This window comes from Micromonospora sp. NPDC005172, assembly GCF_040608555.1.
Classification (GTDB): Bacteria; Actinomycetota; Actinomycetes; order Mycobacteriales; family Micromonosporaceae; genus Micromonospora.
In genome coordinates, this window is sequence record NZ_JBEXIL010000036.1 from 1 (window position 1) to 20,852 (window position 20,852).

General features: G+C 67.9%; 15 protein-coding genes and 1 pseudogene. 8 read left to right on the top strand and 8 right to left on the bottom strand.

Annotated features, from left to right (window positions below; genetic code table 11):
* Nucleotides 1-709: 709 nt before the first annotated feature.
* Nucleotides 710-841 (bottom strand): annotated as a pseudogene (locus ABZV06_RS22705) (site-specific integrase); the annotation flags it as partial.
* 170 nt (nucleotides 842-1,011) lie between these two features.
* Here ABZV06_RS22705 and ABZV06_RS22710 point away from each other — a divergent pair.
* On the top strand, nucleotides 1,012-1,389 hold the full coding sequence (locus tag ABZV06_RS22710) for a hypothetical protein (RefSeq protein ID WP_355623949.1): 378 nt from the start codon (nucleotides 1,012-1,014) through the stop codon (nucleotides 1,387-1,389).
* Between the two features lie 799 nt (nucleotides 1,390-2,188).
* On the opposite strand, the gene ABZV06_RS22715 is transcribed toward ABZV06_RS22710, so the two are convergent.
* Nucleotides 2,189-3,310, bottom strand: a complete 1,122-nt coding sequence (locus tag ABZV06_RS22715) for a VCBS repeat-containing protein (protein ID WP_355623952.1) — start codon at nucleotides 3,308-3,310, stop codon at nucleotides 2,189-2,191.
* 60 nt (nucleotides 3,311-3,370) lie between these two features.
* On the opposite strand from ABZV06_RS22715, the gene ABZV06_RS22720 reads away from it, so the two are divergent.
* From ABZV06_RS22720 to ABZV06_RS22730, 3 genes are all read left to right on the top strand, one after another.
* Nucleotides 3,371-7,267: a polymorphic toxin-type HINT domain-containing protein gene (locus tag ABZV06_RS22720; protein WP_355623955.1), complete on the top strand. Its 3,897-nt coding sequence runs from the start codon at nucleotides 3,371-3,373 to the stop codon at nucleotides 7,265-7,267.
* A complete protein-coding gene (locus tag ABZV06_RS22725; protein ID WP_355623958.1) occupies nucleotides 7,264-7,905 on the top strand; it encodes a hypothetical protein in 642 nt (213 codons plus the stop codon). The genes ABZV06_RS22720 and ABZV06_RS22725 overlap by 4 nt, the downstream gene beginning before the upstream one ends.
* A gap of 1,410 nt (nucleotides 7,906-9,315) precedes the next feature.
* Nucleotides 9,316-10,344: a hypothetical protein gene (locus ABZV06_RS22730; RefSeq protein ID WP_355623961.1), complete on the top strand. Its 1,029-nt coding sequence runs from the start codon at nucleotides 9,316-9,318 to the stop codon at nucleotides 10,342-10,344.
* 114 nt (nucleotides 10,345-10,458) lie between these two features.
* Here the strand turns inward: ABZV06_RS22730 and ABZV06_RS22735 are convergent, their stop codons facing one another.
* The 3 genes from ABZV06_RS22735 to ABZV06_RS22745 form a co-directional block, all read right to left on the bottom strand.
* Nucleotides 10,459-10,920: a hypothetical protein gene (locus ABZV06_RS22735; protein WP_355249115.1), complete on the bottom strand. Its 462-nt coding sequence runs from the start codon at nucleotides 10,918-10,920 to the stop codon at nucleotides 10,459-10,461.
* Complete coding sequence (locus tag ABZV06_RS22740; protein ID WP_355249112.1) at nucleotides 10,895-11,530, bottom strand: sigma-70 family RNA polymerase sigma factor; 636 nt, start codon at nucleotides 11,528-11,530, stop codon at nucleotides 10,895-10,897. The genes ABZV06_RS22735 and ABZV06_RS22740 overlap by 26 nt, the downstream gene beginning before the upstream one ends.
* A gap of 133 nt (nucleotides 11,531-11,663) precedes the next feature.
* Nucleotides 11,664-12,974 (bottom strand): S8/S53 family peptidase, encoded by a 1,311-nt coding sequence (locus ABZV06_RS22745; RefSeq protein ID WP_355249109.1) that lies wholly within the window; start codon nucleotides 12,972-12,974, stop codon nucleotides 11,664-11,666.
* Between the two features lie 179 nt (nucleotides 12,975-13,153).
* Here ABZV06_RS22745 and ABZV06_RS22750 point away from each other — a divergent pair, with 179 nt between their 5' ends.
* The 3 genes from ABZV06_RS22750 (at nucleotide 13,154) to ABZV06_RS22760 (ending at nucleotide 18,078) form a co-directional block, all read left to right on the top strand.
* On the top strand, nucleotides 13,154-15,769 hold the full coding sequence (locus ABZV06_RS22750; RefSeq protein ID WP_355249106.1) for a CHAT domain-containing protein: 2,616 nt from the start codon (nucleotides 13,154-13,156) through the stop codon (nucleotides 15,767-15,769).
* Between the two features lie 1,528 nt (nucleotides 15,770-17,297).
* Nucleotides 17,298-17,807 carry an SUKH-3 domain-containing protein gene (locus tag ABZV06_RS22755; RefSeq protein ID WP_355623964.1) on the top strand — a complete coding sequence of 170 codons (510 nt, stop codon included), beginning with the start codon at nucleotides 17,298-17,300 and terminating at the stop codon, nucleotides 17,805-17,807.
* Nucleotides 17,800-18,078, top strand: coding sequence for a hypothetical protein (locus ABZV06_RS22760; RefSeq protein ID WP_355623967.1), 279 nt, complete (start codon nucleotides 17,800-17,802; stop codon nucleotides 18,076-18,078). The genes ABZV06_RS22755 and ABZV06_RS22760 overlap by 8 nt, the downstream gene beginning before the upstream one ends.
* Before the next feature lie 176 nt (nucleotides 18,079-18,254).
* Here the strand turns inward: ABZV06_RS22760 and ABZV06_RS22765 are convergent, their stop codons facing one another.
* Genes ABZV06_RS22765 through ABZV06_RS22775 form a run of 3 tightly spaced genes read right to left on the bottom strand, consistent with a single transcriptional unit; the run spans nucleotide 18,255 to nucleotide 19,445 of the window.
* The gene (locus tag ABZV06_RS22765) at nucleotides 18,255-18,731 is read right to left on the bottom strand and encodes a DUF3618 domain-containing protein (RefSeq protein ID WP_355623970.1); all 477 of its coding nucleotides are present in this window, start codon (nucleotides 18,729-18,731) and stop codon (nucleotides 18,255-18,257) included.
* Nucleotides 18,728-19,159, bottom strand: coding sequence for a phage holin family protein (locus tag ABZV06_RS22770; protein WP_355247336.1), 432 nt, complete (start codon nucleotides 19,157-19,159; stop codon nucleotides 18,728-18,730). Before ABZV06_RS22770 ends, ABZV06_RS22765 begins: the two co-directional genes overlap by 4 nt.
* Before the next feature lie 52 nt (nucleotides 19,160-19,211).
* Entirely contained in the window at nucleotides 19,212-19,445 is a 234-nt protein-coding gene (locus tag ABZV06_RS22775; protein WP_355623973.1) for a hypothetical protein, read from the bottom strand.
* A 256-nt stretch (nucleotides 19,446-19,701) separates the two neighbouring features.
* Between ABZV06_RS22775 and ABZV06_RS22780 the strand changes: the two genes are divergently transcribed.
* Entirely contained in the window at nucleotides 19,702-20,739 is a 1,038-nt protein-coding gene (locus ABZV06_RS22780; RefSeq protein ID WP_355623976.1) for an acyl-CoA desaturase, read from the top strand.
* The last annotated feature ends 113 nt before the right edge of the window (nucleotides 20,740-20,852 follow it).

A 20,852-nucleotide genomic window follows, 5' to 3' on the forward strand; every position in this document is an offset into this window, starting at 1 on the left:
CCGGGCCGTCAGCATGCCTACAAAACAGTGACAACCACGCGAATCGCATTCATCGAACAATAACAATGGACTGACGGCCAAACGAAAGACCGAGGCTAGAGGTTGATGCGGCTGGTGGCCCGAGATTCGGCCGGTCGAGAGATCGCGAGTCTGGATGACCCGCTGTGTGAGCCGCGTACCTAGGTGATCGGCTCGACGCAACTGCTGCGTGAGCGCCGCTGGCCTACCCTGGATAGTGCGCGCTCAACCCGGCCGCAGCGGGCGCCAGTTCGTCTGGAGCGATTGATGATGTGTCGCGAGCTCGCGGCGGTGCCTGTGCTGGTCCGGGGGCACCGGACGTCCCAGCACTGCGGATCCGTCGGTCTACCGACCGGTGGTCGAAGCCGCTCGCGCCCGTGGGAGACAAGAGTTCGTCCGAACTTCTAGGCATGGGAAGCGCTTGACGGTCCGCGGTAACGAGCCCGGTAACGGAGGGGATCGCGATGGGCGGATGAATCGGTAAGCCACGGCATGGAGCGGCATTAGTCCCCGTCCCTCTTGTCCGTCTCTAGGGATGTTTCACCCTATCCTGGCATGGCGTGACAGAATCGTTGTAAAACTGGGGGTCAAGGGGTCGTCGGTTCGAATCCCGCCGTCCCGACGCAGGTGAGGGGCCATCTCGGAAGATCGAGACGGCCCCTTTGTCGTACCTGGGTGACTAACTGAGTGACTACGCCTCAGCGTCGAAGATCCGGTCCATGGCGACTGCACCGCCCAGGAGCACCGGCCGTAGTTGGTGCCGGTAGACGCTCTCAGTGACCGTCGTACCGGAGTGGCCGCAGACATCCGCGATCTGTTCAAGGCGGCCCGAGACGGGCCGCATGCGCCGCCGCCTGGGCGCGCGTCCGTCGCTTCGCTGGCGCTCCGACTCCGGCCACGCAGAACGCCCGGCGGCTGGCACGGAAACGGGAAGCCGGACGCAACGACCAGCCGGGGCCTCCTCTGACATCCGCGTACTGGCACACTCCCCGCGTGAGTTACGACTTGGCGGTGTGGGAGGGCGGCGCGCCCACGGACGATGGCGAGGGCCGTCGGGTCTTCCAGCAGCTGTACCGCAAGTACATCGACACGGAGGACGAGACACCTCCGACACCGCGTATCCGGTCCTACGTCCATACGCTCCTTGAGCGGTGGATCGACATGACCGAGGACGAGGAGGACGCCAGCCCGTGGTCTGACGGTCCCATGATTGGAAACGCCTCTGGGCCCATCATCTACTTCGCCATGAGGTACAGCATGTGCGAGGAGGTGTCGGCTGAGGCGGCCAAGATGGCGGCAGAGCAAGGGTTGATCTGCTTCGACCCGCAGTGGGACCGGCTCCGGCCCAGCGATGGAGGAGCAGTCGCCTAACTTCCGGGGTGGGTGACCAACTGAGTGACGACGGACGCGAGCAAGGCTGGACGTCCATGGACTCTGGTGGACCGTTCGGGCAGCGCAGCTCTGCTACTTGAGCAGCTCATCGCCGGGTGGTCGTTCCTTCACACCGAAGGCGTCCAGTGGCTCCACGTCGGTCCCGACGGGCAACGGGTGCAGCCGGTCGTCTCGCACGCTTCAACGTCCCAATGGATGCTGCTCATCGCCGGACAGTCTTGTCGGCTGCACTCCGTCGAGTCATCCTCGTGCAGGGTCACCGTTCCGAGACACGATGGAGCAGGCTCGACGCCATTCGGGAACCGGGCCACGAGTACCCTCCTGAGTGACTAACTGGGTGACGATCAAGAAGCACAACACTGGACGTCGGTGGACACTGGCGGACGATCTGGCTCAGCGTAGCCGGCAGCCGCCGCAGGTCAGGACATCGTGTTGGTTGCCTGGGGGTTCAAGGGGTCGTCGGTTCGAATCCGGCCGTCCCGACTGGTGTTCACCAGTGGATATAGAAGATCATGCGTGATTTTGCGGTAACGCTGGCGGTAACGGCGTGGCTGGTTAGCCGCAGACGTGCCTGCTGCACAACGCTCTGACCTGCCGCTTCGTCTGTGTCCTGGATGGAGCGGCAGTTCTGCTCTTGATGGCGCGTCAAGCGCTGCTGTCACGTGCCCGCGCGATGTCGGTTCGCCACGTGCTGGGTGCTTCTTGGGCGGGCGGTGGCGGCCAGCACGACGACGACCAGGGGCCCGCTCGAGTGAGCGGGCCCCTGGTCGTCGGTAGATCAGAACAGTTTGTTGAAGCCTCCCCAGCCGACGCCGATCCTGGTGCCGCCGGAGGGGTTGGTGAAGAGCGCGGAGCCGTTTCCGGTGCCGTAGTAGATGTGCAGGTCTCCGTTGGCCTTGATGCCGAGCAGGTCGTTCTTCCCGTCGTCGTTTATGTCGCCGGGGGAGAACAGTGCGTTGGTGTAGACGTTCCAGCCCGTGCCGGCGGCGGTTCCGTTGTAGTTGCCGCAGATGGCCAGGAACGGGATCCGGTTGTCCGGATAGTCCATCCACCAGTTCGCCATCCAGCCGGTGTGGCCGTTGGAGCTGATGCCGTAGACCCAGTACGGGTTGCCGCTGACGACCTGGCCGGTGCGTTGGCAGATCGGGGTGAACATGGAGCCGGTGTTCAGGGTGTCGATTGGGGTGGAGCAGTTGGTGGTGCTTGGGGATGCCTCACATGTGGCGTTGGTGGAGGCGACGGTGATTCCGTCGGTCCAGACGGTGTAGGTGCCGCTGGTCGGCGCGGTGCAGTTCGGCACGTCTGGCAGTTGGTTCTCGCTGTAGTCGGCGTAGTAGGCCGAGATCCAGCCCGTCTTGCCGCGTGGTGTCGTCACCTTCACCCAGTAGGGGTTGCCGCCGACGTACTCGCCCTGGCGGGTGCAGATGGGCGTGAACTGTTCGGTGGTGGCGAGGTTGTCGATGATCGTCGGGCACTTGGCGATGGTCGGTGCGGGGTCGCAGGTGGTGCTCGGTTGGCGGACGTTGACTCCGGCCTGCCAGACCTTGTACTTGGCCCCGCCGATGCTGGCGAATCCGGCCTTTCCGATCCCGCGGAACAGCGTCAGTTCGCCGGTGGACTTGCGGGCGAACAGGTCGGGCTTGCCGTCGCCGTCCACGTCGCCGGCGGCGACGATGGAGTCGAAGCCCTGCCAGATGCCCCAGCCGAGCCGGACCGGCTGAGAGTCGTCGGCCCAGCCGCCGTAGCCGTTTCCGCGGTGCAGGACGATCTCGCCGGTGGACTTGCGGGCGATCAGGTCAGGTGCGCCGTCGCCGTCCCAGTCTCCGGGGGCCACCACGAGGTTGTACTGGTTCCAGCCGGTGGCTGCCACCTGGTTGCCGTCCGCGTCCCAGCTGGTCACCGGTTCGGCGCTGGGGTAGAAGCTGTCGGCAAGGGTGATGTCACCCAGGTCGAGGAGCTCATGGAGTGGCCGTCGGGCGGCCCGCGTTACAAGGTGACCGCGCGGTCGGCCTTCGACGCGTACGGTCGCGTGACCGAGGCGTACGACGTATACGGCAACAAGACGACGACGGTGTTCACGCCTGCCGCCGACGCACTGGTCACCCAGATCGACACCATCAACCCCAAGCTGCACAAGTCCACGTCCTACGTGCAGCCCGCGTGGGGACTGCCCACTGCCGAGGTCGATGCCAACGGTGCTCGTACCGATCTGGCGTACGACCCGTTGGGGCGGTTGGAGAAGGTCTGGCTGCCGGGTCGTGACAAGAGCGCGAACCTCGACACTCCGAACAGCAGGTTCTCCTACCAGGTCACTCAGTCAGCGCCGGTCGTCGTCACGACCGAAACGCTGAAGGAAGACGGCTCGTACCGGGTCGGGTACGAGATCTACGACGGCATGCTGCGGCTGCGCCAGACACAGCAGCCAGCTGCCGGTGGTGGCCGAATCCTCACCGATGTCTTCTACGACAACCGCGGTCTCGCGTTCAAGAAGCGGGCGGCCTACTACAACGACTCACCGCCATCGGCGCAACTTCACGACGATGTCGGCGACAACCTGGTCCCGAGCCAGATGCGGTACTACTTCGATGGGATGGGCCGCCCGACCAACGAGGTCTTCGAGAGCTTCGGCGTCGAGAAGTGGCGGACGGTAACCACTTACGGTGGTGACCGGATCAATGTGACCCCGCCGTCCGGTGGAACCGCCACGACCTCCATCACCGACGGGCAGGGCCGTCAGACCGAGCTGCGCCAGTACCGCGGCACCACGGCGACGGGCGCCTATGACGCGACCACCTACGCGTACGACCGGTTCGGTCGGCTCAGCAAGGTCAAGGACCCGACCGGTAACGAGTGGACCTACGTCTACGACCTGCGGGGCCGGCAGATCAAGGCCAGTGACCCGGACAAGGGCGACACCACCAGCACCTACGACGACGGTGACCGCCTGACCTCGACCACCGACGCCCGGCTGGAGCGGCTCTCGTACACGTACGACGAGCTGGGCCGTCCGAAGACCCTGCGGCAGGGTGCTGACCCCGGAACCCTTGCGGCGCAATGGGACTACGACACCCTGAAGCTGGGGCTGCCGACCTCCTCGACCCGATATGTGGGGTCCAACGCCTACATCACCGAGGTCACCGGCTACAACGCCCGTTACCAGCCGGAGGGGACCAAGTACACGATCCCGGCCAGCGAAGGTGCCCTCGCCGGTACCTACAGCTTCGGGGCGTCGTACACCCCGAATGTCGGCCTGCCGAAGACCAACACCTACCCGTCCGGCGGTGGTCTCCCCGCGGAGACCGTCACCTACGGGTACGACGGCCTGGACATGCCGGTCAGCGTCGCCGGTCTGAGCAAGTACCTGCAGACCACCCAGTACTCGAGGTACGGCGAGCCGCTGCGGCACACCCTGGGGGCGGTCGGCAAGGAGGTCTACCTCAGCTACTCCTACGAGGAAGGCACCCGGCGCCTCGCCAAGACCGTCACCGACCGCTCGATCGCACCGACGCGGCTGGACGACATCGAGTACAAGTACGACTCGATCGGCAACATCACCAAGATCAAGGGTGTCGAGCAGAGTACGTCCACCGACACCCAGTGCTTCGGCTACGACTACCTCCGTCGCATGACCGAGGCGTGGACGGCGACTGACGACTGTGCGGCGAAGACGCCGTCGGCAGCCACGGTCGGCGGGCCGAACCCGTACTGGCACTCGTACACGTTCTACGACGGAACCAGCAACCGGAAGACCGAGGTCCAGCACGACACGTCGGGCAACTCCGCGAACAACGTCACCTCGACGTACGCCTACCCCGCGGCGGGCGCCGCTCAGCCTCACACGCTGCGCAACGTCACCACCGTGGGTCCGGCCAGCGGTGGCCTGCCCGGCGGTCAGCGCCTGGACCAGTACGAGTACGACCAGGCGGGTAACACCACCAGCCGCAAGATCGGTGGCACGGCTCAGGATCTGACGTGGGACGCCGAGGGCCATCTGTCCAAGGTCACCGAGGGTACGAAGGTCACCGAGTTCCTGTACGACGCCAGCGGCAGCCGGCTGATTCGGCGGGACCCGAGCACCGTCACGCTGTATCTCGGCTCCACCGAGGTGACGTTGACCAAGGCCACGTCGGCGGTTACCGGGACCCGCTACTACCAGGGTGTCGGCGCGGTCCGTACTCCGTCGAACAAGGTGAACTTCCTGCTCGGTGATCACCACGGCACTGCGCAGCAGAGCATCGACGCCACCACGCAGGCGTCGACGCGCCGCAAGTTCACGCCGTACGGGCAGGCTCGTGGCACCCAGCCGTCGGTGTGGCCGGGGCAGAAGGGCTTCGTCGGGGGCACTATCGATTCGTCGACCGGGCTCACACACCTGGGTGCCCGGGAGTACGACGCGGCCACGGGTCGGTTCGTCTCGCTGGACCCGGTCGTCGATTTCAGCGATCCGCAGCAGATGCAGGGCTACGCCTACGCGAACAACTCGCCGGTGAGTTTCTCCGATGCGTCAGGTCTGCGGTTCTGCGCCGACGACAACTGCACCGGCAATGGTGGTGGCGTTGCGGGTACGGGGCCACGGCCCACGCCGACCAAGACCACGACGCCGTCCGGGGGGACCAAGACACCGACGGGGCCGAGCGCCGAGGAGGTCCGGAAGGCCAAGACGGTCTCGGAGAAGAAGATCCTGGACGTCGTCATCGAGGCTGGTGGGCAGATCCTGCTCGAGGTTCTCGGGATCAACGACATCCGTGACTGTGTGATGAAGGGTGACATCGGCGCCTGCGCGATGGCCGTTGCCGGTGCGCTGCCGTGGGGCAAGATCCTCAAGGCCAAGAAGGTCGGCCAGGCGATGTTGCGGGCCGGTAAGGCCGTGATGACCTGGTTCGACGAGATGAAGGTGGCCCGACGGGTCCTCGCGGAGGCCGACGAGGCGGCGGCGCTGTTCGCCAAACAGGCGGACGAGGCCGCGGCAGCGGCAGCTAAACAGGCCGACGACGCGGCGGCGACAGCGGCGAAACAGGGCGACGACGTCGCAGAAACGGCCACTGACTGCGCCAAGAACAGCTTCACCCCCGACACCCAGGTGGTGATGGGTGACGGCTCCACCAAGCCGATCGAAGACGTGCAGCTTGGCGAGGAGGTGCTCGCCAGCGACCCGGAGACTGGCCTGACCGAGGCCCGTCCGGTCGTGGGGCTCATCGTCGGGGAGGGCCAGAAGAACCTTGTCGACGTCACGGTCGACACCGACGGCACCAGGGGCGACGCCTCGGGTTCGGTGATCGCCACCGACGGCCACCCGTTCTGGGTCGCTGACCTCAAGGAATGGGTCAAGGCCGCTGACCTGAAGCCGGGTCAGTGGCTGCGTACCTCGGCCGGCACGCTGGTGCAGGTCGAGGCTGTACGACCTTTCACTCAGCAACGCCGAGTCCACAACCTCACCGTCGACGGCATCCACACGTACCATGTGGTAGCCGGCAACACCCCGGTACTCGTACACAACTGCAGCGGAGGAGTTAACTCCAAAGGGGAATCCTGCTCCTGCACAGTACGCGATAATAACACCGCAGGATACGGCTTCGAAGGTAATCTGGGGCTGGACTTGGAGCCGAAGGTTCGGATACCATCCGTAACCAGCACGGCCGCCTATCGAACGCCTGACTTGACTCGGTCGACATTCATTTTGGATGCAAAGAATGTTAAGAGGTTGAAGGTGACCCCGCAAATCATAGATTTCGCGGAGCACGCCGCTACTAATGGCCTTGATTTCGCGATCGTTACCAATGCAACTGCAAAGGTTACGCCGGCTATGCGTGGCATGATAGAAGCTGGTTTAGTCTCTGTTTTCCGGGTGGGCGCATGAGTGAGACTCCGTCGAGGCTCCTTCTCGAACTTGAGCAAGTCGGAGTGCGGGTCGACGACGTGTGGGAATTGGTAAATACCGCCCAAAAGTACCCGACGGCGATTCCCGTTCTTCTCCGTTGGCTGGATCGAATCAATGAGTTGCCAGTTGGCAAATCGCGAGAGAAGCTTCGAGAGGGCCTTATTCGTGCGCTCTCCGTGCCGTATGCTCGTGGGCAAGCAGCGCCATTGATTCTGAAGCAGTTTAACGAGATATCAGACATGAATGAACTCGGCCTGAAATGGGTGGCCGGGAGCGCGCTCGGCGTTGTCGCCGATGTCAGTGTCGCCGACGAAGTGGTCGAGATACTGCTTGACAGGAGTCTGGGACGTGCGCGGGAAATGGTCTTCGAAGCCATCCCGCGGATTGCAAACAGTCGACCGGAAATCGTAGACGGTCTACGCTCGCTTCTTGATGACGAGGCAGTCGTGCCCTTCGTTATTTGTGCGCTAGGTCAACTTCGAGACGTGCAGTCGCGCGAGGAGATTGCTTCGTTCGTGGCAAGCGATCACCCGCTCGCGAGTCGTCAGGCAAGAACTGCACTTAGGCGGCTAGATGCCGAGCTGGCACGTCGAGAAGCGGCAAATTCGCGTGAATAGCCTACGGCTCCGGCAGAACGTCGAATCGTTCTAATGGCCCGGGCCGACATGGTTAGAGTTTGACGGGAAGTGCGGGTTAGGTGAGTGGCAGTTGGCGTTGGATGTCGGCGGGCTTTTGTTCGCCGGCATCCAACGTGCCCACCTGGCAGCAATTGATGATGTGCCGCTGGCTCGCGGCGGTGCCGTTGCTGGCCGGGGGACGCCGGACGCCCGGTACCGCGGACCCGTCGGTCTACCGACCGGTGGTCGGCGCCGCTGGCGGTCGTGCAAGACAACAGTTCGTCCGGACCTCTTGGCATTGGGAGCGCTTGACCACGGGCCGCTATCAACTGGCCTGCCGTCTCCGACAGCGCGGGGTTTCCTCAGGTCAGCGACTTGCGGAAACCCTCTTTTGTTATGGCTCGATGAAGTGGCGTGTGAGGCGCGGCTGGAACCCTTAACTCGTGTGGTTTTGCGAGCCGATCTTGGTTGCCGCCGCGGTGATTCGCTTGGTAGGCGTACTGCATCGGCGTCGCTGTGGCCGCTGCTGGACATCTTGACGGCAGGAGATTTCGGACAGACAGGGCGTGATCAGTCTGTGTCAATGCCGGCTCTTTCGGCTGCACTTCGTGCTGCCGACCACCGACGGCGAGCCGCTCACTGACCGGATGAACTCGGTTGCGAGGTCCTGCCGCAGCTCGTCGAGCTTCAATGGCTTTTCTGGGCACCGCCCGCCTGTTCCGTGACCCGTCGCTCTGCCCAACATTGTTCTGACTGGTCATCATGTTGGGATAGATCGCGACCGCGTCGGCGCGTGTAGGGGAGTGTGGATCTGACGGCACCTCTCTGTGTCAAGTCGTCGGCAGCGGACCCGGCGTCGTCGGTCTGGCCGGCGGCGAGCCGGGCGACCTCCGCCGGGTCGAGGACGAACGCCGGACCGTACCCGAGTTCGATGTCTCGGGCGTCGTCGGTGCCGTGGACCGCGCGGGAGAACCAGGACCGCTCCTCGGCGAACTGTGGGTGCTCCGCCTGATGGCCTCGGCGATCGCGGCCACGCCCCGGTAGTCGCTGCCGAAGGCGTTGCGTTCCGTTTGGACCGGGCCAGCGGGGCGGGGTCGTCGAGCCCGTCGAACAGCCTCTCGGTGCGTGCGGGGCGGGCCAAGAGGATGGCCAGCAGTTCTGCGCTGATCTTGGCCATCGTCATCCACATCGACGTGCCGGCGAAGCATATTGACACCCTGCGACAGCATCGGGCAGGCCGGGGCAAACATCAATATCCGCCTAATTGGTCGTTCCTCGCTCCATCTGACGGTGACGGGTCCCGCCGGGCGTATCAACCGCGCCGCGTCGCGCTCCTGAACAACGTCATCGCGTCGGCCCGGTAGGAGACAACGCGGGTCGGCGGTTCTTCGACGATGGGAGAAGCCTGTCATGGGCAACGTAGGAAGATACGTCCGCCGCTCGGCGCTGGCCGTGCTTAGTGGCACGGCGCTGGCCGCACTGCTGGCGGTCACCACGGCCGCCGCCGCGCCGGTCGAGGCGCGGCAGGACAAGGTTGCGGCGGCCCGCACCGACGTCTACATCCGGGACGTCACCGCCGATGTCGGCGTCCAACCCCACTCGTTCAACCCGCTGTGGGCCAGCCCCGACATCAAGGTCTGCCCGACCGCCGTCGAGTGCGCCGTCAGCCAGAACCCGATCGTCGGCGTCACCAACTACATCTTCATCAAGCTGCGTAACCCCGGCCCGTACGGTTCCGGCACCGGCAGCGGCGTGCTGCGGGTTTACCGGACGACGCCGGGTGGCGGTGCCGTCTGGCCGACGCACTGGACCCAGATCGGCGCGATGAACGTGACCGTCTTCGCCGGCACCACGACCGTGACGATCCCGTGGACCGGGGTGCCCGGACCGGGCCACTTCTGCCTGCTGGCCAGGTGGGTGTCGTCCACCGATCCGATGACCTTCGAGGGTCCGGACATCAGTACCAACACCCGCAACAACAACAACATCGCCTGGCGCAACGTCGACTCGGTGCGGCTCGTCGCGGGCGGGACGCCGGTCGTGCGGCCGTTCGCCATCGGCAACTCGCTCCGGGTGGCGACCAAGAACGACCTGGTCTTCACGCAGCCGGGGGAGCCGATCCAGGGCGTGGGCGGCCGGGTCGTCGTCGACCTCGGGCCGACCCTGTTCGAGCGGTGGCAGGCCGGCGGCAAGGTCGGCACCGGCATACGCGAGGTCGGCAAGAACCAGCTGGAGATCGTCGAACCGGCAAAGGCCAGTCTCGGCAACCTGTTGCTGGAACCGGGTGAGCGGGTCGAGTTCTCCCTCGCCTTCGCGGCTGCGGTCGCCTCGGACAAGGAGTTCGCGCTCGATGTGACCCAGTTCGGTCCGGACACGAGCGGTGCGGAGCGGACCGACCTCGGTGGTGTGGAGTACCTGATCAGCGTCGGGAAGCAGTAACCACGGCCACCAGCGGGGGTCGTGGGCCTGGGCAGCCCGCGACCCCCGTCGCCGCGCGCTCGCCGGGACGCTCTGGGCGTTCCGGGTGCGCTGCCGTCCCGGGTGGACGGTGGGTCAGCGCAGCGAAACCCAGGTGGTGGCCACCGCGTAGCCGTCGGTGTGGGCGCGCAGCCGGACCGGGCCGGGCGGGGGAGCGCCCAGCGAGAAGAAGCCCACCGCGTCGACCGGCGCCTCCGCGTACGTGCCCGAGGCGGTCTGGGCGGACACCCGCCCCCCTCGGGGCGGGGCGAGTTGACCGACGATGCCGGCGTCGGTCACCTCGATCTCCAGCGTCACCGCGGCACTGCGGAACGACAGCGTCCGCGTCGACCCGGCCGACCGGGTCAGCGCGGGCGCCGCGTCGCACGCCGAGTCGAACGTCAGCTCGGCGAGCGCCACCTCCGCGTCGACGTTTCGCCAGGCGAACGCCGCCCGCGCGGCGGTCAGGAGCTCCTCAGGGACCGATCCGGCCTCCCGCAGCGCCGCACCCAGCTCGGCGGTCAGGGCCGCGTCATCGGCCGGCGGCAACGGCTCCATCGCGTTCACCTCCGGTCGTCCGGGTTGCGGCAGTTCCGAGAAACGGGGCGAGCGCCGGGCAGTCCCGTAGCCGACGCAGGCATCTGGCCTGGGTCGGCCCGATGCTGCCGACCGGCACGTTCAGCCGTTCGGCGATCTCCCGGTAGCTGGCTGGCGGGTCGGCGGTCAACAGGGCCAGGAGCTTCTGGCAGCGCGGCGGCAGCTGCGCGAAGCCCTCCCGCAGTGCCTGCCGCCGCTCCGCGCGTAGCAGCTCCTCGTCGGGGGCCGCCACGTCCGCCGTGCGGGAGAAGCCATGGTACGCGTCCAGCGCGTCGTCGTACGGGTCGAAGAGCTGGGTGCGACGGCCGAGGCGGGACAGCCGGTAGCACTCGCGCCGGGCCGTGGTCGCCAGCCAGGAGGCGAGAGCCTGCGGGTCACGTATCCGGCTCAGCTGCTCGACGAGACGCAGCCAGACGGTCTGGTTGACGTCGGCGGCGTCGGCGCGGCTCAGGTCGTACGACCGGATCACCGAGTAGACGAGCGGGGTGTACCGGTGGACCAGCTCCACCCACGCCGACTCGTCCCCGCCCGCCGCGGCGGTCACCAGGTCGGTTGCGCTCGGGTCGGTCACGGCGACGCCTTCCGCCGGCTGGTGCGGCACTGCTCCGTCGCTCGCTGCCGCTCGTTCCCGCCGCGGCAACGCTGTACCCGGCGTCGGCCGGGACCACCGCACGGTGCTGCTGATCTGCTCGCGGCCCGCTCGCTCATCCGACGAGCACGCCGTAGTCGGGGTGCCAGCGCGGCGCCGCGAGCAGCGCCAGCCGGGCCGCGTCGGCGCTCAGGCCGCTGGCGGTCATCAGGGCGGCGAGCCGACCGGAGACGTGCGCCGTGGCGAACGAGGTACCGGCCCAGGTGGCGAAGCCATGGAACACCCGGGTCGGCAGGCCCGGCAGCGGCAACTGCCCCTCGACGTACGTGCTGTGGCGCTCGCCGACCGCGCAGACGTCGATCCACGGCCCGTACCCGCTGTAGGTGGCTGGCACCACGCCACCGGAACCCTGGCTGACCGCCGCCACCGCGACGACCTGGCCCAGCGCGGCGGGCCAGATCGGCCGGTTGGTGCCGGCGTTGCCCGCCGCTGCGACCACGGCGTTCGTCGCGGGTAGCGCGGCCACGGCGTTGGCCAGGGGCAGCGACGGCTTGTCGTCCTGGGTGAATCCGCTCAGGGACAGGTTGACCACGGACACCGCCGGCGCCAGCCGGGCCATCGCGGCCACCACCGACGCCTCGTCGCCGAGGCCGGTGGCGGTCAACGCCTGCTCCGGGTCGACCCGGACCCCCGGCGCGGCCTGCCTAACCACCCCGGCGATGAAGGTGCCGTGCCCGCCCTGCGGGGCGAGTACGTCGGTGTGCACGTAGAGCGGGTCCTCGTCGTCGACCTCCGGCAGGTACGCCCCGCCGAGCCACTGTGGGTGGTAGCCGCCGGCCTGCCGCCAAATGCCGGTGTCGCAGATCCCGACGGTCACCCCGGCGCCCTCACCCAGCCGGGCCGGGTCCGGCGGCGGCAACGCGGCGACCGTCGTGGGCGGGTTGCCCGGGTTGCCCATGATGTTGCCGCAGCCCAGCAGCACGTGGTGCGGCTGCACATTCGGCACCGGCCGCCCCGGCCACTGTTGGGGGTCGCGCAGCTTGGTCACGAGCGCGGGAACGTCGGTCTCCCGGTCGAAGAGCAGCCGGGTGACCCCGGCGAAGCCGTCGCCCACGGCCACCGCCTGGCCGCGGGCACGCAGCCAGGCGGTGACCCGCTGGGCGTCGGCGTCGGCGGCGAGCAGCTGCCGTGGCCGGTAGAGGAATTCCCGGCCCGGTGTGGTGTGCCGGCGGACGTTCTTGTCGGCAGCCAGCGCCTCGTTGAAGGCGCGCTGGTAGGCGTCGTCGTCCGCGCCGTCGGCGCGGGCCGGGGCCGCACGGGACCCGGCGGCGAACGACGCTGCGGCGGCCAGCGCGGACGCGGCCAGCAGTCGCCGTCGGGACAGTTGGCCGGCCGGGCGCGGCGCGGCGGGATAGTCAGGCGACACGGGTCCTCCATGCGGTCGGCAGAAGCGCCCGCCACTGGCCGGTGTGGCCACGTTTCCCGGGTGTCGTCAATTCTTCCAAAGCATAGGTGCGTGTCAATGGCGTTAATGGTGGGTGCAGATTCCCGACAGGCCCGCACAGACATTGACGGCTGGGCATCAGTTCGGGGACTCTGTGGGGCATGCCCGACAGCACCGGTTCCGGTGCCGGCACGGCCCAGGCGGCGCTGGACGCCGTCCAGCGCTACCCGCGCGAGGCGATCGCGATCGCCCAGCGGGTGCTGGCCGCCGGGCCCACGGCCGGGGCCGACGAGCGCTCCACCGCCGAGCGGGCCGTCGGTCTGGCCCTGCGAGAGCTCAACGACCTGCCCGGCGCCCTGCGCCACCTGCGCCGCGCGGTCCGGGCCGCCGGCACGCCCCGGACCCGGGCGTTGGCACGGATGAGCCTGGGTTACGTGTTGGCCAACGCCGGCCACACCGCTGCGGCGCTGCGCGCGGTGACCGCCGCGCTGCCCCAGCTCGTCGGCGCCGATGCGGGGCGCGCCCGGATGCAGCGGGGCGTGGTGCTGCACTACCGAGGTCGCTACGACGAGGCGGTACGCGACTACGGCCTGGCCGTCGACATCGCCCTGCGCGAGGGTGATCTGTTGCTGGAGGCGCGGGCACGCAACAACCGGGGGCTGCTCAACGCCCACCGGGGCGCCGCCGGCGGCACCGACGACGACCTGTCCCGCGCGGCAGCCGCCTTCCAACGGCTGGGCCTGGACCTCGCGGCGGCCGACGCCCGTTGGAACTGCGGCATCGCGGCCGGCCAGCGCGGCGACATCGCCGGCGCGCTGCGCTGCTTCGCCACGGTCGACGAGGAGTACCGGCGGCTCGCCGTACCCCGGCCGGCGCTGCTGCTGGACCGCGTTGAGCTGCTGCTGTCGGTGCCGCTGGTCGACGAGGCGGTGGTGGTCGCGACGGCGGCCGTCCGGGAACTGCGGCGCCGGGGCATGGCCTCCGACCTCGCCGAGGCGCTGCTGGCCCGGGCCCGTGCGGCGCTGCTCGCCGCGGACCTGGACACCGCGACCGAGGCCGCCGCCGCGGCCCGGGCCCGGTTCCGTCGCCAGGGCCGGCGCACGTGGGCCGTCTTCGCCCGGCACGTCGAGCTGCGCGCCGAGTACCGTCGGGGCACCCGCTCGGCACCCCTGTTCACCGCCATGGCGCGTACCGCCGACCAGCTCGACGCCACCGGGTGGCCGGGTCCGGCGCTGACCACCCGGATCGAGGCCGGCCTGGTGGCCGCCGCGCTGGGGCGGCCAGGCCGGGCCCGGAACCTGCTGGCGGTGGCCGCCCGGGCCCGCCGTCGCGGCACCGCCGACCGGCGAGCACAGGGCTGGTACGCCCTGGCCCTGTCGCGCCGGCTCGACGGGGACGAACCCGGGGCCGCCCGGGCGCTGCGCCGCGGGCTGGCCGTGCTCGACCGGCACCGCATGTCGCTCGGCGCCACGGAGCTGCGTGCCCACAGTGGAGCATACGGTCAGGAATTGGCGGCCGAGGGCCTCGACATTGCGGTCCGGGCGGGCGCGCCGGCGCGGGTCCTGGCGTGGGCGGAGCGGTGGCGGGCCAATGCGCTGCGGGCCCGGCCGGCCCGGCCTCCGGCCGACCCCGACCTGGTGGCGGCGCTCGCTGAGCTTCGACTGGTCAGCGGCCTGCTCGAAGACGAGGTGCTGGCCGGCCGCCCGGCAACCGCCCTGCGCGGCCGGCAGGCCCGGCTGGAGCAGCGCATCCGGGACCTGGCCCGGCGGGTGCCCGGTGGAGGCCCCGTGCTGGCCCCGCCCGGGGTGGGCGCGCTGGCCGCGCGGCTCGGCTCCCGGGTGCTGGTCGAGCTGGTGGCCCATGGCGACCGGATCCGGGCGGTGCTGGTCCGCGACGGCCGGGCCAGCCTGCACGACCTAGGCCCGCTCGCCGCCGCGGCGGACCTGGCCCGCCGGCACCGGTTCGCCCTGCGCCGGCTGCTCACCACCGGCGACACGGCCGCGGCGCGGGCGGGGGCCGGCGACGCGGCGGCGGCCCTGGACCGGCTGCTGTTCGCCCCGCTGCGGCGGTGGCTGGCCGACCGGGCCCTGGTGATCGTCCCGGTCGGGGCGCTGCACGCGGTGCCCTGGTCGGCGCTGCCCACCTGCGCGGGGCGTCCGGTGACCGTCGCCCCCTCGGCCACCGCCTGGCTCGGGGCGGATCGGCGGGAGCTGCCGGCCGGGCCGCCGGTCCTGGCCGCCGGCCCGCGCCTGCCGGCCGGGCACACCGAGGTATGCCGGCTCGCCCAGGTCCTGCCCGGGGCGCGGCGGCTCACCGGGCCCGACGCCACCGCCGCGGCGTTGACCGCCGCGCTGGACGGGGCGGGGCTGGTGCACATCGCCGCCCACGGCACGTTCCGCGCGGACAACCCGCAGTTCTCCACCCTGGAACTGGCCGACGGGCCGCTGTTCGCCCACGAGTGGGAGGCGGTCGCCCGGCCGCCCGGCTGCGTGGTGCTCTCCGCCTGTGACTCCGGCCTGACCGGGCTACGCCCCGGCGACGAGGTCATGGGGTTCACCGCGGTGCTCCTGGCGCTCGGCACCCGGTGCCTGATCGCGACCGTGTTGCCCGTGCCGGCCGAGCCCACCACGGCACTGATGCTGGACCTGCACGCGCGGATGCGGGCGGGTGCCGGTCCGGCGCGAGCCCTCGCCGACGCGCAGTGGGCGTTCGGTGCGGCGGGCGGCGGTCCCGCCCGGGCCACCGCGGCGGCGTTCGTCTGCTTCGGGGCTGGCTGACCGGAGCGGGAGCGGTCGCTCAGCCGGCCATGATCAGCCGCAGCGCGGTGGGCGCGGTGAGCGCGGCGGTGCGCGGTGCGGGCAGGCACAGCGGGCCGGCGCCGGGCACGATGGCGCCGAGCACCCGGACCCCGACCTGTGATGTGCCAGAACTCGTTCTACGCAACACTCAGCGGCAGACCGCGCGAGCCGTCCTATGGCCTCACGCGCGAATGCGTCACCGGCAAGATCCGCAGGGTGAATCTGTTGCTGGCGCCTGATCCGGCCCTGGTTCCCAAGTCGGTGAGTGGGCGGAAAATCGAGACCTGTCACGTCGTTGTTGCCGGCCGGGGTCACGTATCGAACTTTGATCTATCTGGAGATTCATATACCTCAATGCCGTTTATCGCTCACTGTTAGTAGCCTGCTGCGGACCGTCCGGTCGAATGTCTCTCGTGCTCAGCAATCGATGGGGAGAACCAGGCGTGCAGAAGAAGAAGTTGTTCATCAGCAGCGCAGCGGCACTATCGGTCAGCAGTCTTCTGCTGGTCGTTCCTCTGAGCGGGGCGAACGCGGCTGACACCAGTCCCGCCGCGAGTAAGAAGCCGTCCGGGATGACTGCACTGTCTCAAACGACAGGGACTCCCGTAACAGTCTTGGCGGGCGCGAACAATATCTCCTTCGCCACCTGCCCCGCTGGCACGATCATCACCGGAGGAGGCGGACAGACATCCGGGTTCGACATCCTCCTCACTGACTCGTTCGCGTCGGGCAACGGCTGGGCGGTACGAGGCTCCAACCGGGGAACCACGGCTCAAAACCTTACGGCCGTCGCTGTCTGTCTCGGGTAGACCAGCTCCCAGATGAGCCCGTTACCCCCCGTGCCGGGGGTAACGGGCCCGCGGTCATCCCGGGCGTCGACAAAGCCTTGGGCTGGTATGGCGCAGGCACCCGACTCACGCAGTGGATCACCAGCAGTCGCCTGCCTCGACCCTGCAAAGCCGGTGGAGCGACCACGCCGACCATCTCGACCGATGCCCGGTGAGCGATCCCCTACCGGGACATCAGCTCAACCCCCCCCGCCGGCCACCCGGCCGCCCACGAAGATCAACTAATTGGCCCCTGGTGTCTCGGTTTTCACCAACACCCCAGTACGGGAGGGGCGCTGGTCTGCACTCATGGGCCGCTGCTCGTGGCCCGTCCGGTGGCATCTGGCGTGCAACCAGCTTGCGGACCTCGTCGGCCGATGCCCCCATGCGACGAACGGGTGGGAGATACGGCGACGGTCTTCCGTGAAGCTCACAGAGTGCTTGAAGTCGCGGGAAGGTTACCAGGTCTGCCGGAGGGCGAGTCCACTTGGACCATGAGCATCCATGACTGGCAGACGAACAGTAGCTGCTGCCGTAGTCCATCGGCGTCGTTGATCTCGACCAGTGCCCCGCAGTCCACCGGGTCCACCCTGATCTCCTAGAGCCCGCCTGTTGTTTATGGTCTGGAAACTACGGGCGGGCCGACAGCGGGGGTGGTGCGAGCAGGGTCAGCGCGTGAGATGTGCGCAGGTGCCGCGCTGTTGGTAGCCACCGACTGGAGGGTGAGTGTGGCGGAATTTGCTCCAGATGTAGAGCTTGTATTGCGCCGATCTGGATGGTTTCCTAATAGGGCGGTGGAGATTTCCGGCTATAAGGATAGGCTTCCGGGCTTCATGTGGCATGAAGCTGCGGAGCGCTTCCTCGAAGAGTTCGGTGGAATTCGCGTCGATCTGCAGGGTCCGGGACGGTCGGTTGCGAAGGAGCCGTTTGAAATAGATCCGGAGCTAGCCGCCGGCGAAGAGGGCAGGTTCGAGGAGTTGTCGCAGAAGTTCGATCGTCAACTCTTCCCTGTCGGCGAATTTGGCCAGGGTGAACACTTTCTTGCTGTAGACCAAGAATCAATTTTGTACCTAGTGGGCTCCTCAGTGTTTCGATTGGGTATTTCCACTGAAGGCATCGGCAAACTGGTTTTAGGCATCCAGGGCGCACGACTGAAAATTTACCGACGGCCACCCATTCTGGGTGGCTGACCTCAAGGAATGGGTCAAGGCCGCCGACCTGAAGCCGGGTCAGTGGCTGCGTACCTCGGCCGGCACGCTGGTGCAGGTCGAGGCCGTACGACCCTTCACCCAACAACGCCGACTCCACAACCTCACCGTCGACGGCATCCACACGTGCCATGTACTCGCAGGAGCGACGCCGGTACTCGTACACAACTGCAATCTGAAAAGGTTGCAGCTGATCACCGAGTCAAAGCGAATGGCAGGCTCGGCGTTAAGGCAGACAAGAGCATCGCTGTAACGCGCGTGCAAGTCGACGGGTCGAACAATATTATGATTGCGACAAGCGAAAAGCATGGTCAATCCGGGTGAGGTTGGAATGCCTGCCACGCGACAATTCAATCCGGGCTTGAGACCCTTTGACTCCGAGACGCACATCTTCGAAACGCTCGCTTCGAAGCTGAAGCCTGAAGTTGGTTACCGGAACCAGCGGCGTCGGTAGGCAACGACCACGAGGGCTGCCGCAGTCGTGGTGGCGGCGACGACTGGCACGGATTTCGCGTGTACCAAACTGCCGATCTTGGTGGTGGCGGCGGCGCGAGCGGAGGTGGTCAGGGTGGACTCGGCCTTACCGGTGGTCTGCGCGCCGGCTGTCAGCGAGCCACGTATCGTGCCGACGATGTGCTGTGAATCCTGCTTCGTCGAGGTAGCGCGCTGGGATGCCTTCTGGCTCAGTGTGTGGGCAAGCTGTGTCGCTCTGGTCTTCGCCGACTGACCGGCCTGGGTGATCCGCTGTTGGAGACTGCCGGCGGCGGAGGTCGTCTTGGTGCGCGCGCGGGTCTTGACGTCGGTCTTGGCAGTTAGTGCGGCGATGGTTTCGCCGAGTTCGGCGCGTGTCTGCTGGATATCGTGTCGGGTCTGGTCCAGGTTGCTGCCCTCGAGTGGCGTGCTCATGGCTGTCTCCGACTCGCTGCGCCACGTATCGTCTCGGCGTCGGCTCGCACGCTGTCTTTGGTTGCTGTGGGTGTGACCGGCATTGCCGCGCTGACCTGTTTCCTGCCGCGTTGGGCCGCGATCGCGGCGGCGATGGCGAGGACCACCGTGACGATCAGGGCGGCCACGGCGTCGGGCATGATCGCGGCCAGGGTCAGCACGAGCGTGGTGACGGCGGTCGCCCCGGCGAAGATTCCGAGCATCGCGCCGCCGCCGAGCAGCCCGGCGCCGACGCCCGCGCGTTTACCCTTGGCAGTCATTTCCGCGCGTGCCATCTTGAGCTCGTCGCGCACGAGCCGGGTGATCTGATCGGTGGCACGCTGCACCAGCTCGGCGACCGGCGCGTCTGCGGACGCGGTGCCGGGGTCGGCGCTGGATCGCTCTGACATCAGTGTTCTCATCTCTGTCGAACAGGGAGTGGTCCGAGGCGCTGCCCGGGGGTCACTGGCGCTGCGCCGTCGGCACGCTTTGGGGCCGGTGCGGTGGGGCGTCGATACGCACGCCGGCCATCGATGCGGAGCTGTTGTCGAGCTGGCCCGCGACGTCAGCTGCCGGGAAGTCACCATCCTGGCGGCGACTTCGAAGCGTGAGCATGCTCGCCGCTCCGGTCACCGCTCCAGCCGCGAAGGCAAGGATGAGCGTTTGCCGTGTGATGGACTTCCTCTTTCGCGCCATGACAACCCCTTGTATCCGGCCTGACCATGTAGTCCTATTGTCGGACTGGCTGGCGGAGGTCAGGCATCTAATCGGCGGACTTGCATGAGAGTGACCGGTACTTACGCCGTGGTTGCCGTTTCCTTCTGCGAGAGGCGGCGGTGAGGAAGACTGGGAACCTCGATGTCCGTCGCATGGCGAAGGGGTCGCGTGCCTGCCCCCTCGCGGCTGTTGGCAGACCCCTGACCTGTACTGGCCGTCCTACAGGAGGGCGAGAGTGAGTAACGCGGATCTTGGCGCCCGCAGTGACCGTGGCAGTGCGTACGCCGAGCTGTCCCGCCTGGTCCGGAGGGCGGGTCTCCTCGACCGCCAGCCCTGGCGCTACGCGACGCGGATCGCGTTTGTGCTGGGTTGTCTCGGGGTCCTGGGAGTGGTGTTCGTCCGGCTCGGACCGTCGTGGTGGCAGACGGCTGTCGCAGCCGCCGTGGCGATGTTCCTTGGGCAACTCGCCTTCGTCGGTCACGACGCCGGGCACCGACAGATCTTCCGGTCCCGTCGGGCCAACGAGGTGCTCGGCCTCATCTGTGCGAACCTGCTGACCGGAATCAGTTACGGGTGGTGGGTCGACAAGCACAACCGCCACCACGCCCATCCGAACACTGAGGGCCGCGACCCTGATCTCATGGTGGCTCCGCTGTCGTTCACCCCGGGCCAGGCCGCGACGCAGCGTGGCCTGCGGGCCCTCTTCGTCCGGCACCAGGCGGCACTGTTCTTCCCTCTGCTGTTGGGGGAGGGTGTGCACCTGCACGGTGCCAGCGTCCGGGCGATCATCAGCCGTCCTGGGCTCCGGCACCGACCGGTGGAGGCCGGCCTGCTCGTCCTGCACTTCGCCGCGTACCTCGGGGCCGTGTTCCTGGTTCTGAGCGTTCCGCAGGCGATCGTGTTCATCCTGGTCAACCAGGCCCTGTTCGGTCTCTACTTGGGCAGTTCCTTCGCGCCCAACCACAAGGGAATGCCCATCCTCACCGAGGCCGACGACCTCGACTACCTACGCCGACAGGTCCTCACCTCCCGCAATGTGCGTGGTGGCCGACTCCTCGACGCGGTCCTCGGCGGGCTCAACTACCAGATCGAACATCACTTGTTCCCCAGCATGCCCCGACCCAACCTGCGCCACGCCCAACCACTGATCCGCCAGTTCTGCGCAGAACATGGCATCGCCTACCACGAGACCACTCTGCTCCAGTCCTGGGCGCAAGGGCTGGCCCACCTGCGGGCGATCGGGACCGGAGCGACCCACCGAGGCGCCGGCTGAATCTGCTCCGCGCCCGTCCTGGTGACCGATCATGGCCACCGAACTGGGACGGCGGATGCGGTGCGGAGGGGGACTTGGCGAAGCGTCGGCCAGGAAGAGGCGGCCCGGCGAGT

Bases quoted from the DNA above. Each gene is read 5' to 3' on its own strand.
- ABZV06_RS22765 (WP_355623970.1), bottom strand. From the start codon at position 18,731: ATGAGCACGCCACTCGAGGGCAGCAACCTGGACCAGACCCGACACGAT.
- ABZV06_RS22770 (WP_355247336.1), bottom strand. From the start codon at position 19,159: ATGTCAGAGCGATCCAGCGCCGACCCCGGCACCGCGTCCGCAGACGCG.
- ABZV06_RS22725 (WP_355623958.1), top strand. From the start codon at position 7,264: ATGAGTGAGACTCCGTCGAGGCTCCTTCTCGAACTTGAGCAAGTCGGA.
- ABZV06_RS22730 (WP_355623961.1), top strand. From the start codon at position 9,316: ATGGGCAACGTAGGAAGATACGTCCGCCGCTCGGCGCTGGCCGTGCTT.
- ABZV06_RS22720 (WP_355623955.1), top strand. From the start codon at position 3,371: ATGGAGTGGCCGTCGGGCGGCCCGCGTTACAAGGTGACCGCGCGGTCG.
- ABZV06_RS22755 (WP_355623964.1), top strand. From the start codon at position 17,298: ATGTGCGCAGGTGCCGCGCTGTTGGTAGCCACCGACTGGAGGGTGAGT.
- ABZV06_RS22775 (WP_355623973.1), bottom strand. From the start codon at position 19,445: ATGGCGCGAAAGAGGAAGTCCATCACACGGCAAACGCTCATCCTTGCC.
- ABZV06_RS22735 (WP_355249115.1), bottom strand. From the start codon at position 10,920: ATGGAGCCGTTGCCGCCGGCCGATGACGCGGCCCTGACCGCCGAGCTG.
- ABZV06_RS22750 (WP_355249106.1), top strand. From the start codon at position 13,154: ATGCCCGACAGCACCGGTTCCGGTGCCGGCACGGCCCAGGCGGCGCTG.